Annotated in this window: 11 protein-coding genes; 6 read left to right on the top strand and 5 right to left on the bottom strand. The window is 71.8% G+C overall.

Annotated elements, in window-relative coordinates; all coding sequences use genetic code 11:
* Positions 1-2 precede the first annotated feature (2 nt).
* Positions 3-2,006 (bottom strand): PhoX family protein, encoded by a 2,004-nt coding sequence (locus tag HD595_RS20250; RefSeq protein WP_253781246.1) that lies wholly within the window; start codon positions 2,004-2,006, stop codon positions 3-5.
* 214 nt (positions 2,007-2,220) lie between these two features.
* On the opposite strand from HD595_RS20250, the gene HD595_RS20245 reads away from it, so the two are divergent.
* Positions 2,221-2,661 carry a sterol carrier family protein gene (locus HD595_RS20245; RefSeq protein ID WP_253771273.1) on the top strand — a complete coding sequence of 147 codons (441 nt, stop codon included), beginning with the start codon at positions 2,221-2,223 and terminating at the stop codon, positions 2,659-2,661.
* Positions 2,662-2,670: 9 nt separating this feature from the next.
* Here HD595_RS20245 and HD595_RS20240 read toward each other — a convergent pair whose 3' ends face one another.
* Positions 2,671-3,732, bottom strand: a complete 1,062-nt coding sequence (locus HD595_RS20240) for a hypothetical protein (protein ID WP_253771271.1) — start codon at positions 3,730-3,732, stop codon at positions 2,671-2,673.
* 197 nt (positions 3,733-3,929) lie between these two features.
* Here HD595_RS20240 and purF point away from each other — a divergent pair, with 197 nt between their 5' ends.
* Together purF and purM are read left to right on the top strand one after the other, a co-directional pair.
* Positions 3,930-5,366: an amidophosphoribosyltransferase gene (gene purF, locus HD595_RS20235; RefSeq protein WP_253771268.1), complete on the top strand. Its 1,437-nt coding sequence runs from the start codon at positions 3,930-3,932 to the stop codon at positions 5,364-5,366.
* Positions 5,363-6,388, top strand: coding sequence for a phosphoribosylformylglycinamidine cyclo-ligase (gene purM / locus HD595_RS20230; RefSeq protein ID WP_308211193.1), 1,026 nt, complete (start codon positions 5,363-5,365; stop codon positions 6,386-6,388). Before purF ends, purM begins: the two co-directional genes overlap by 4 nt.
* 195 nt (positions 6,389-6,583) lie before the next feature.
* Here the strand turns inward: purM and HD595_RS20225 are convergent, their stop codons facing one another.
* Positions 6,584-6,805: a DUF3073 domain-containing protein gene (locus HD595_RS20225; protein WP_253771266.1), complete on the bottom strand. Its 222-nt coding sequence runs from the start codon at positions 6,803-6,805 to the stop codon at positions 6,584-6,586.
* A 151-nt stretch (positions 6,806-6,956) separates the two neighbouring features.
* Positions 6,957-8,036 carry a Leu/Phe/Val dehydrogenase gene (locus HD595_RS46805; protein ID WP_253771263.1) on the bottom strand — a complete coding sequence of 360 codons (1,080 nt, stop codon included), beginning with the start codon at positions 8,034-8,036 and terminating at the stop codon, positions 6,957-6,959.
* A 107-nt stretch (positions 8,037-8,143) separates the two neighbouring features.
* On the opposite strand from HD595_RS46805, the gene HD595_RS20215 reads away from it, so the two are divergent.
* Together HD595_RS20215 and bldC are read left to right on the top strand one after the other, a co-directional pair.
* On the top strand, positions 8,144-9,007 hold the full coding sequence (locus HD595_RS20215) for a DUF8083 family protein (protein WP_253771261.1): 864 nt from the start codon (positions 8,144-8,146) through the stop codon (positions 9,005-9,007).
* A gap of 322 nt (positions 9,008-9,329) precedes the next feature.
* Entirely contained in the window at positions 9,330-9,533 is a 204-nt protein-coding gene (bldC, locus tag HD595_RS20210) for a developmental transcriptional regulator BldC (RefSeq protein WP_013133571.1), read from the top strand.
* A gap of 159 nt (positions 9,534-9,692) precedes the next feature.
* Here the strand turns inward: bldC and HD595_RS20205 are convergent, their stop codons facing one another.
* Positions 9,693-10,334 carry a TetR/AcrR family transcriptional regulator gene (locus tag HD595_RS20205; protein WP_253771259.1) on the bottom strand — a complete coding sequence of 214 codons (642 nt, stop codon included), beginning with the start codon at positions 10,332-10,334 and terminating at the stop codon, positions 9,693-9,695.
* A gap of 161 nt (positions 10,335-10,495) precedes the next feature.
* On the opposite strand from HD595_RS20205, the gene HD595_RS20200 reads away from it, so the two are divergent.
* A complete protein-coding gene (locus HD595_RS20200) occupies positions 10,496-11,536 on the top strand; it encodes a LacI family DNA-binding transcriptional regulator (protein ID WP_253771257.1) in 1,041 nt (346 codons plus the stop codon).
* Positions 11,537-11,647: the final 111 nt, after the last annotated feature.

Here is an 11,647-nt window from a genome sequence, read left to right as displayed (position 1 = left end):
TTTCAGGAACCGATCTTCTTGCCCTCGGCGTGCCAGGCGACCGCGACCGACGGCCGGGGCTGGCCGCCCTCCCCGTCGGGCCAGTGGCTGACCGGGCTGTCGGGGGTCGCGCCGTCCACCTCGCCCGGGTGCTGCACCGCCACGAAGACGCTGCGCTGATCCGAGGTGACCATGGGGCCGCAGGTCTCGGCGCCGATCGGCACCGTCAGGAACTGGCGCACGTGCCCGCGCTCCCTGCCCCGCACCGGCGTCACGAACAGGCCGTCGTTCGTGCCGAGCGCGTTGCCGTCGGTGGCGATCCACAGGTTGCCGTCGCGGTCGAAGGCCACGTTGTCGGGGCAGGAGATCGGCGAGACCTTGGTCTTGTCGTAGCCGGCGAAGTAGGTGGAGGCGTCGTTCGGGTCGCCGCAGACCAGCACCAGCGACCAGGCGAACGTGGTCGAGGCGGCGTCGTCGCGCCGCTCCACCAGCTCCAGGACGTGGCCGTGCTTGTTCGACGGGCGCGGGTTGGCCTCGTCCACCTGCGCCGGGGCGCGGTTGGAGTTGTTGGTCAGCGCGATGTAGACGGCGCCGTTGACCGGGTTGCGCTCCATGTCCTCGGGCCGGTCCATCTTCGTGGCGCCCACCTTGTCGGCGGCGGCGCGGGTGTAGACCAGCACCTCGGCGGCGGTCATGCCGTCCACGAACGACCTGTCGCCCGAGACCAGCGGGATCCACTCGCCCGACCCGTCGAACGCGCCGTCCGACGGCAGCTTGCCGGAGCCGTCGATCTCGGCCGCCGGGCTGTCGCCGGTGAACTTCGCCACGTACAGCGTGCCCTCGTCCAGCAGCTTGCGGTTGTGCCGGTCGAAGCCCTGGATGTAGCGGTCCTTGGAGACGAACTTGTAGACGTACTCGAAGCGCGAGTCGTCGCCCATGTAGACGACCACCCGGCCGTCGCGGGCCAGCGTCGTGTTGGCGGCCTCGTGCTTGAAGCGGCCGAGCGCGGTCCGCTTGACCGGCTCCGCGTCCGGGTCGAACGGGTCGATCTCCACGACCCAGCCGAACCTGTTGACCTCGTTCGGGTGCTTGGCCAGGTCGAAGCGCTCCTCCACGCGGTCGAAGCGCCGGTTGCCGGAGGCGATGCCCGACGGGATCGTGTAGCGGGCGATGTACGGCTTCTGCGCGGCGGGCACCTTGTCGCCGTTGACGAAGTACTGGTCGAAGTTCTCCTCGGCGGTCAGCACCGTGCCCCAGGGGGTGGTGCCGCCGGAGCAGTTGTTGAGCATGCCGACCGGCCTGGCCCCGGCCGGGTCGGCGGCCGTCTTCAGCAGGTCGCTGCCCGCCGCCGGGCCGGTGAAGCGCATCGGCGTGAGCGCCGTGATCCGGCGGTTGTAGCGCCTGCGGCCCCGCGTCACCAGCTTCCACTGGCCGGTGCCGCGCACCCGCTCCACCTCGACCACCGAGCCGCCGTGGGCGGCCAGCGCGATCCGGATCTGCTCCTCGGGGGCGGCCGTGCCGTCCTTGTAGCCGCGGAACATCAGGGCCTCGTTGGTGTACTCGTGGTTCACCCACAGCAGGGCCCGCTCGCGTCCCATCGGGAACATCGTCACGTAGTCGCAGTTGTAGCCGAACTGCTTGGCCTGCGCCTCGGCGCTCTGGTGGTCGAAGTCGAACGCAGGGGCGTCGGGCAGCACCGGGTCGCCCCAGCGCACCACGACGGCCGAGGCGTAGCCGTCGGGGACGCGCAGCGCGTCGTCCTTGTTCGGGGGCACGGGGCTGAAGCGCAGGTCGCCGCCACCGCCGAACCGGGCCGCGTCCTCGGGGGCGGCCTCGGGGGTCGGCTCGGCCAGCGCCGGCACGGCGCCCGCCACACCGGCGCCGACGACCAGCGCGCCGAGGGCGCCGGCGCGCAGCACGCCCCGCCGGGTCAGCGCCTCGGCGACGACGTCGCCGAAGTAGGCGTTGCCGCTCGCGTTGCCCACCTCGTGCGCGCACGCGTTGCCGCAGCGGAACTGGCAGGTCATCGCCGAACGGCCGGACTTGTGCGGGCTGGGAAGCAGCGGAAGGTGCCGGTTCGCCACGGGGACTCCAAAGGTGTGCACGGTAGTTCGGCCAGGACGCTACGGCCGGTGTCGAAACCAGAGGTGAACGGGAACCTCCGGCACGATGAACGCTCCCAGGGAGGAAACGGGCACCTGTCCGGGCTCCTCCCCTCGCCGGACGGAGCAGAATGGGCGGGTGCCACCACGCAGACCGGACCCCGCGAAGCTGAGGGCCGCGCTCGACGCCCAGCTCGTCGCCCTCGACCAGCCCGCGTACGACGGCCCCGCCGCCGCGCTGCCCGCCGCGCTGGTCGAGGCCGTGCTGACCGCCTACGACCGGGGCCTGGAGCCCGAGCGCGACGCCGCCCGGCAGGCCGTGCGCCACCTGCTCGACCGGCTCGCCACGACCGCGCCCGGCCGCACGGTCGAGGTGCGGATCCCGCCGTACGCGGCGGCGCAGGTCATCGAGGGACCCCGGCACACCCGCGGCACCCCGCCGAACGTCGTGGAGATGAGCCCCCGCACCTGGATCGAGCTGGCCGTCGGCCGCCGGAGCTGGAGCGAGGCCGTGGCCGAGGGCGTCATCGCGGCGAGCGGCTCACGGGCGGACCTGTCCGCGCACCTGCCCCTCGCCTGAGCCGGGTTCTCAGCGGGGGCGGTCGATCCAGGGGAACCTGCTGCGGAAGCACTGGTCGGCGAGCTGCCCGGGCAACCGGCCGCAGTCCTGCACCACGCTCCAGAACCACATGGCCACGATCGTGAACAGGATCAGCGCGAGGACGCTGATCACGATCCCGGCCAGGGCGCGGCCCTTGCCCACGCCCCTGCTGAGCGCCACCCCGCCGAACACGATCGACAGGATCGCGGTCAGCACGCCGGCGAAGCAGACGAACACGAGGAACGGGCTGGCCACGCCCAGCACCAGCGACGCCGTGGCGAGGCCGCTGCCCGGCGGGGCCTTCTGGTAGGAGGGCTGGTAGGAGGGCGGGTAGCCGCCGGCAGGTGGAGGCGCGTACCCGCCCGGGCCCGGCATGGGGCCGTAGGGGCCTCCTCCGGGTGGCCCGCCGTACGGGCTGGAGGGCGAGGTGCCGGGCGGGGCCGGCTCGCCGTACGCGCCGGCCGGCCCGGCCGCACCGGGCGCGCCGGGCGCGTACGGACCGGACGACGGGGCTCCGGCCGCGTACGGACCCGACGGCGCGCCCCCCTCGGCGCCGGGCGCGGCCTCGGGGCCGCCGGACGGCGATTCGAAACGGGACGGGGCCGAGGTGCCCGGCGGCGTGGGAGGCGGCTCGGCCGTGCCCTCCCAGCCGGGATAGGCCGGGGTGCCGCCCGGCACCGGGTACGCCTGCGTCTTCTCCGCGTCCGGCTCCTCCTCGCCCGCCCCTGCGCCCCGGACCCGCGTCGGGTCGGGGACCTCCGGCGTGGTGGGCTGGTCGGGCCCCGGCGGATGCACCGGCGGCTCACCACCGGGCTCCGGCGCCGGCGCGGGACGCGGCTCACCGCCCGGACGCGGCCCCTCGGGCTGCGGCACGACCGGAGGCACCGGACCGAGCGGCGGCTCCGGGGTCCCCGGACCGGCCGGCGCCCCGCCGCCGGACTCGTCGGGCGCGGAAGGGCCGCCGGAGCCGAGGTAGTCGTCGCCGTCCTCACGGTCCTCGCGCGGCTCCCGCCCCGGACGGGGCTGGTTCGGATCCCCAGGTGTGGTCACGTCTGCGTCTCCCGACGGGTATTGCATGCCGAACACTTCACCCTTACGCGCGCAGCAGCCCAGAAAGGGTGTGACACGGTAAAACCCCGTCCATCCTTGGGACACCATGCGGCCAAGCGCCCCCTGTGTCCCCTCCCGTGGCCGCGATGCGCACCCGGGTGTGCGAGCAGCGAAGCGACCGACCTAAACTGAACTACGTGCTGAAAGGCGACGGCCGGCTCGGCCATGACCTGGACCCCGACGATCGAGCTCCCAAGGACGCCTGCGGCGTCTTCGGCGTGTGGGCGCCAGGCGAGGAAGTGTCCAAACTCACCTACTACGGGCTGTACGCGTTGCAGCACCGCGGCCAGGAGTCCGCGGGCATCGCGGTCAGCGAGGGCAGCCGCATTCTCGTCTACAAGGACATGGGCCTCGTGGCCCAGGTCTTCGACGAGTCCGTGCTGGGCACCCTGCGCGGTCACCTGGCGATCGGCCACTGCCGCTACTCCACCACCGGCTCCAGCGTGTGGGAGAACGCGCAGCCGACACTGAGCTCCACCGAGGTCGGCGGGCTGGCGCTGGCCCACAACGGCAACCTCATCAACACCCCGGAGCTGGCCCAGCGCCTCAACCCGGGCGTGACCAGGGCCACCACCGACACCGAGGTGCTGGCCGCGCTGCTCGCGCAGGACCGCAGCAGGTCCGTCGAGGACGCGGCCGCGGAGCTCCTGCCGCAGGTCAAGGGCGCGTACTCACTCGTGTTCATGGACGAGGCCACCCTCTACGCGGCGCGCGACCCGCAGGGCATCCGCCCGCTGGTGCTCGGCCGCCTGGAGCGTGGCTGGGTGGTCGCCTCCGAGACGGCCGCCCTCGACATCGTGGGCGCCACGTTCGTGCGGGAGATCGAGCCCGGCGAGCTGCTCACGATCGACGAGCAGGGCGTCAGGTCGCGCCGCTTCGCGCTGGCCGAGCCCAAGGGGTGCCTGTTCGAGTACGTCTACCTCGCCCGCCCCGACACCACGATCGCCGGCCGGGGCGTCCAGGTGACGCGGGTCGAGATCGGCCGCGTGCTGGCCCGTGAGCACCCCGTGGACGCCGACCTGGTCATCCCCACGCCCGAGTCCGGCACGCCGGCCGCCGTGGGCTACGCCGAGGCCAGCGGCATCCCGTACGGCCAGGGCCTGGTGAAGAACTCCTACGTCGGCCGGACCTTCATCCAGCCGTCGCAGACGATCCGCCAGCTCGGCATCCGCCTGAAGCTCAACCCGCTGCGCGAGGTGGTGCAGGGCAAGCGCCTGGTCGTCGTGGACGACTCGATCGTGCGCGGCAACACCCAGCGCGCGATCGTCAAGATGCTGCGCGAGGCCGGGGCCAAGGAGGTGCACGTGCGCATCTCCTCGCCGCCGGTGTCGTGGCCGTGCTTCTACGGCATCGACTTCGCCACCCGCGCCGAGCTGATCGCCGGCTCGCTCTCGGTGGAGGAGATCCGGGCCTCGCTCGGCGCCGACTCGCTCGGCTACATCTCGCTGGAGGGGCTCACCCGGGCCACCACGATCCCCGCCGACCGGCTCTGCCGGGCCTGCTTCGACGGCTCGTACCCGATCCCGATCGACCAGGACAACGTCGGCAAGTACGTACTGGAGAGCAAGGCGTGACGAGCTACGAGGCCGCCGGCGTCGACATCGAGGCGGGCGAGCGCGCGGTCGCGCTGATGAAGGACAAGGTGGCCCGCTCGCGCCGGCCCGAGGTCGTGGACGACGCGAGCGGCTTCGCCGGGCTGTTCGACGCCTCGGCGCTGCTGAAGTACGAGCGGCCGCTGCTGGCGACCTCCACCGACGGCGTGGGTACCAAGGTCATGATCGCGCAGCGGTACGGCAAGCACGACACGATCGGGATCGACCTGGTCGGCATGGTCCTCGACGACCTGGTGGTGTGCGGGGCCGAGCCGTTGTTCATGACCGACTACATCGCCTGCGGCAAGGTGGTGCCCGAACGGGTCGCCGAGATCGTCGGCGGCATCGCCGAGGGCTGCCGGCTGGCCGGCGCCGCGCTGGTGGGCGGCGAGACGGCCGAGCACCCGGGGGCGATGGGGGCCGACGAGTACGACCTGGCGGGCGCCGGCACGGGTGTCGTGGAGGCGTCGGCCATGCTCGGGCCCGAGCGGGTGCGCGAGGGCGACGTGGTGCTGGGGCTCGCCTCCTCGGGTGTCCACTCCAACGGCTACTCGCTGGTGCGTCACGTGGTGCGCGAGGCGGGGCTGTCGCTGGAGGCGGAGCTGCCCGAGCTGGGCCGGCCGCTCGGCGAGGAGCTGCTGGAGCCGACCCGGATCTACTCGCTCGACTGCCTGGCCCTGGCCCGGACGGTCGAGGTGCACGCCTACGCGCACATCACGGGCGGCGGCGTCGAGGGCAACCTGGCGCGCTCGCTGCCCGGTCACCTCGACGCGCTGCTCGACCGGTCGTCGTGGACGCCCCCGGCGATCTTCTCGGTGCTGGCCGGGCACGGCGGCATCGAGCAGAAGGACATGGACCGGACGTTCAACCTGGGCGTCGGGATGGCCGCGATCGTGGCCCCGGAGGCCGCCGACGAGGCGGTGCGGGTGCTCACCGGTCGCGGGGTGCCGGCGTGGGTGCTCGGCGAGGTCGTCGCCGGCTCCGGGCAGGCCCGCTACCGCTGACCCGTCCGCCGCCCGTGATGCCGGGTCGCTCGCCGAGCGGCCCGGCTCCCGGACGCACAAGGGTGGCGAGGGCGCCCGAGGCGCGACGAAAGCCCCACGGACGGGTGTCCGTGGGGCTCTGCCGATGGAACACGCCATCTCACCCGGCGCGGAGAGATCTCGCCGGGTGAGCGGCCGCGTCAACGAGAAGAGCGGCTACCGGCGGCCGGAGCGGTCGTCGTCGTCACCGCTCGTGTAGTCGTCGGCGTAATCGGCATAGCGATCCGCGAGCTCGTCGTTGAGGTCGTCGGAGTCGTCGTTGCTGGAGTCTCCGACCCCGAGTTCGTCGCGAAGACGGTCAAGATCTGTGCCACCGCTGTTGTACTTCAGCTGGCGAGCAACCTTGACCTGCTTGGCCTTTGCTCGGCCGCGCCCCATTGGCTCGACCCCCTCATGTGGGGTCGTCCCCGACCCCTCGTCGCTAACGCACCACACGCTGACGCCACCTGACTATGGGCGTCAGCCTATCGTTCGCCTATTACCGTACCTGTTTTGTGCCCAGCTCGGTACGTCGTATGGGCGCGGGGCGTCAGTGGCCCAGCCAAATGGCCCGAATCCGCCCGACTTCCGACATTCTGCGCTCCGCTAGCCTATCGGCTGCGACGGCCGGAGGGACGCCCTCATCGCCCGCGATCGCGAAAATCTTGAGCGTGGTGTCGTAGATCTGGGCGGCCTTGGCCCTGGCCCGTTCCATGTCGAAACCGCGGATCTCGTCGGCCACCTGGATCACCCCGCCGGAGTTGACCACATAGTCGGGGGCGTACAGGATGCCGCGCTCGGCCAGTTGCTTCTCGACGCCGGCGTGGGCGAGCTGGTTGTTGGCCGCCCCGCAGACGATCTTCGCGCGCAGCCGCGCCACGGTGGCGTCGTCCAGGGCGCCGCCCAGCGCGCACGGGGCGAAGACGTCGATGTCGGCGCCGGTCAGCGCGTCGGCGTCGGCCACGACGGCCACCTCGGGGTGCCGCAGCCGCACCCGCTCCACGGCGCGCTCGTCCACGTCGCAGATCACGACGTCGGCGCCGTCCTCGCGCAGCAGCTCGACCAGCCGGTGGCCGACCTTGCCGACGCCCTCGATACCGACCCGCCGGCCGCGCAGCGACGGCGTGCCGTAGACCCGCTCGGCCGAGGCCCGCATGCCCTGGAAGACGCCGAAGGCGGTGAGGATGGAGGAGTCGCCGGCGCCGCCCTGCGCGAGGGTGCGCCCGGTCACGAAGCGCGACTCCCTCGATGCGACGTCCATGTCCTCGCTGTAGGTGCCGACGTCGCAGGCGGTGATGTAGCGCCCGCCGAGCGACTCGACGAAGCGGCCGTAGGCGCGCAGCAGCGCCTCGCTCTTGTCGCGCGACGGGTCGCCGATGATGACGGCCTTGCCGCCGCCGTGGTCGAGCCCGGCCAGCGCGTTCTTGTAGGACATGCCGCGGGAGAGATTGAGCACGTCGGCGAGCGCGGCCTGCTCGCTCTCGTACGGGTAGAACCTCGTGCCGCCGAGGGCCGGGCCGAGGGCCGTGCTGTGGATGGCGATGATGGCGCGCAGGCCGCTGCGCGGGTCGGCGCAGAAGACGACCTGCTCGTGCGCGTCCTTGTGAGACGGGTCGAAGACGTCGGTCACGGTAGTGACTCCCTGTCCGGTCCGCCGCTCCTTCGCGGCGGGAGATCACCTCTCAGGGTAGTGGCCGCAACGGTGCAAGCAGGTTGTCTTCATGACACGATGCCTCCGTGCTGCCCTATGCCGCGTATCTCCGTGTCTACGAGCCGTTGACCGCCTTCCCCGAGAACGAGCGGAAGGCATGGGCCGAGTACGCCGAATCACGTGACCGTCCGCGCCGCGCGAACGCCCTGAACGCCGAGCACGGCGAGTCGATCAGGCGCCTGCTCGGCCGGCCCCCTCACCCGGTTCCCGCCCAGGAGAGCCCCAACGCGTATCTGCGGCGCGTGGAGGACCGTCTCTATGTCTGCCCTTGGCAGACGCGGCTGCGCTCGTGGCTGGCGTTCTCACGGCTGCGCGGCGCCACCCCCGCCAAGCTGATGGACCGGCTGGTCCCCAAGGCGATCTCCGACCAGACGGCCGACGACTTCGACCGGTACAAGCGCGCGGCCGGCTCCTCCGCCCTGCGCACCCACATCCGCACCACGGCGTGGCACGTGCCGTCGTCGTGGTTCGTGCCGTTCGACGGCAACGAGCGCTGGCTGGTGCTCGGCGGCGCGGCCCCCGGACAGGACGTGACGACGGCCACGGGGCGCAACCTCATCTACGTCACCTCGATGGCGCAGGCCCGCAGGCGCGCGGCCCGGGCCCTGCAGGTGCTGCGGCGGCACCTGGGCGAGGTGGCGGCGCACGTGGACGTGGAGGACGTGGCGCGCTGGCTGGAGGAGTTCCATCCGCACTCGCTGGTGGAGCTCGACTACGGCGGGCTGGTGCACCTCATGGACGACGACGCGCTGCAGGCCGACCAGTCGGTGGCGGAGCTGTCGGCCGCCCTCACGGGCCTGGACACGGGTCAAGAAGAGCTTGCCTACGCCATGTACCAGAGGGTCATCCTGCGCTGGAAGTCAATGCAACTCCTGGAATCTGCCAACTGAGCCCCAATACAACCGTCTGACCTGCATGAGTAGGTCATGACTAGCGGCTGCTCGCTTCTGCGAACTGAGCAGTTTGCCGTTTTCACTGCGATACCACGAAACGTGTCGCTAGAATCACCGAGCGTGACATCGCCATGGGGGCGGGCAGTTGGGTCAAAGAAGGGCTCGCCAATCGCTCTGCGTGGCGGTATGGTCACTTCGGGTGATGCCGCATATGGGCCAGAAAAGCCGCACGCTTTGGGCCATAGGGGGACATCCGTGACACGCGCACAGGCAGTCACAGGATCGCTGAGCCGGTCCACACGGAGGAGAGGCCGCACAAATGTCAGCTCGTACACCCGAGGCCGAGCCACTGCTCACGCCCGCCGAGGTCGCGACCATGTTCAGGGTCGACCCCAAGACCGTCACGCGGTGGGCCAAGGCGGGCAAGTTGACGTCGATCCGCACCCTCGGAGGACACCGGCGTTACCGGGAGACCGAGGTCCGCGCGCTTCTGGCGGGCATTCCGCAGCAGCGCTCGGAGTAAGGCCGAGGTCGTCACGGACCTCAGGGGGGTTGAAGGGTGGGCCTGGCCGGAGGCCCGGTCCACCACTGTGACGACGGACGTCGCTTCTGGAAGTTGGCGCCGCCCGCCCGGCGCCACTCTTCCCGCCCCGCGACCCGCGGGATCACGGTCCGTGACGGGTCACCCTGCCATCAGCGCGTGGAGGAGCCGGGCGGCCTCACCGTCATGGCGTGCGGCGACACCCAGCAGGGCGGTCATGTGCTCCACGAGCAGCCGCTCCAGCTCCGCGCGTTCCATGTCGCGGTGTTCGAGCCAGTCGAGCCCCGCCGTCTCCACCGAGGCGATCCACGACCGCAGCGTCGCCCGCAGCACCGGGCTCGGCTCCGTCACCCGCATCTGCCTCTGGACCAGCAGGAACAACCGCCGGCGCACCCCGTCCACGATCTCGCCGACCTCGTCGGCGCGGCCGGCCGGGCCGCCGCGCAGCAGCGCCGCGTAGCCCGCCGCGTGCTGCTCCACGAAGTCGAAGTAGCTCGCGAGCCCGGCGGCCAGGTCCTCCAGCGGCCGGCCGTCCCCCTGCGGCACCAGCCGCGACTCCAGGCGCTCCGCCGCGCTCCGCAACGCGGCCACGTACAGCTCCTGCTTGCCGCCGAAGTAGTGGTAGACCAGCGCCCGCGAGGCCCCCGCCCGCGAGGCGACGTCGTCGATCGAGACGTGCTCGACGTCACGCCCGCCGAACAGCTCCAGGGCGGCCGCGATCAGTTCCTCGCGGCGACGGTCGACGGTCAGCCTGCGCCGCGCCGGCCGCGTCGTCTCTGTCACAGGCAGAACAGTACAACCAGCGCGGTATCCGACCGGATGCGCCATAGCGGACAACTGTCGCCATGGTCAATATGAGGCTTCCCTAACCCCAAGCCGTACCCTGCGGGGAACTCGATCGTTTGGTGAGACAGGTGCCCATCTTCGCATCGCGGGGGAGACACATGTCAGGACCACCCGTCAAGGCTTCCACCATCAACGACCTCCGGGACATACCTCGACCAAGACCCACCATCCGCAACGTCGCCGAGCGTGCCGGCGTCTCGAAATCGCTGGTCTCGCTCGTGCTGCGGGGCTCACCGCACGTCAGCGAGCACCGGCGGCAGGCCGTGCTCCAGGCCGCCCGCGAGCTCGGCTACCGGCCGAACGCGGTCGCGCGCAGCCTGGTCGAAGGCCGTACCCACCTGGTCGGCGCGCTCGTCGCCGACCTGCACAACCCGTTCTACGCCGAGGTCCTCGACGGCCTCCAGGAGAGCCTGCACGGCGACGGCCTGCGCATGCTCATCGGCAACAGCCAGTGGGATCCCGCGTTCGAGGACGAGGCCGTGGAGGCCTTCCTGGAGCTGCGGGTCGACGGGCTGGTGCTGTTAGGCATCGCGCCGACCAGCGAGACGCTGATCGAGGCCACCTCCTACACCCCGACGGTCGTCGTCGGGGAACGTGACATCGAGCTCGGCGGCGTCGACATCGTGGTCGACGACGACCAGCTCGGCGCCCGCCTGGCCATCGACCACCTGGTCGAGCTCGGCCACAAGCGGATCGCGCACATCGAGGGCGCCCGGCCGACCCGCTGCGAGGGCTACCTCGTGGCGATGCGCCGGCACGCGCTCGCCCCGTACATCATGGTCGAGGCCGCGGAGTCGACCGAGGAGGGCGGGCGCGAGGCCGCGCTCGCGCTGCTGACCCGCGACCCCAGGCCCACGGCGATCTTCGCCGCCACCGACGCGGTGGCGCTCGGCGCGCTCTCCGCCGCGGCCGAGCTCGGCCTCGGGGTGCCGGGCGACCTGTCCGTCGTGGGCTACGACAACACCCACCTGTCCGCCTCGCGCCACATCTCCCTCACCTCCGTCGACCAGCCGCGCCGCGCCATGGGGCGCTCGGCGGCGGCCCTGCTGAGCGACCGCATCGGAGACCCCGCCAAGGTCGCGCGGCTGCGCCAGGTCACCCCCGAACTCGTCGTACGGCGCAGCACGGGCCCCGCCTGAGAGCGGCAAAACCTCGGTCAACAACACACGGACACCCCACCGCCTGGAGGTTTACTCGTCAGGGTCATGCGATGCGCGGCCGTACACGATGCGGTCGCGAATCTGATCCGG

Origin of the sequence: Nonomuraea roseoviolacea subsp. carminata (genome assembly GCF_024172185.1) — a bacterium.
Classification (GTDB): domain Bacteria; phylum Actinomycetota; class Actinomycetes; order Streptosporangiales; family Streptosporangiaceae; genus Nonomuraea; species Nonomuraea roseoviolacea.
This window is presented reverse-complemented; position numbering and strand designations above follow the sequence as displayed.

What these genes read in the sequence shown, in the direction of transcription:
- HD595_RS20250 (WP_253781246.1), bottom strand. Translation starts at nt 2,006, where the DNA reads ATGACCTGCCAGTTCCGCTGCGGCAACGCGTGCGCGCACGAGGTGGGC.
- HD595_RS20225 (WP_253771266.1), bottom strand. Translation starts at nt 6,805, where the DNA reads ATGGGGCGCGGCCGAGCAAAGGCCAAGCAGGTCAAGGTTGCTCGCCAG.
- bldC (WP_013133571.1), top strand. Translation starts at nt 9,330, where the DNA reads ATGTCAGCTCGTACACCCGAGGCCGAGCCACTGCTCACGCCCGCCGAG.
- HD595_RS20200 (WP_253771257.1), top strand. Translation starts at nt 10,496, where the DNA reads ATGTCAGGACCACCCGTCAAGGCTTCCACCATCAACGACCTCCGGGAC.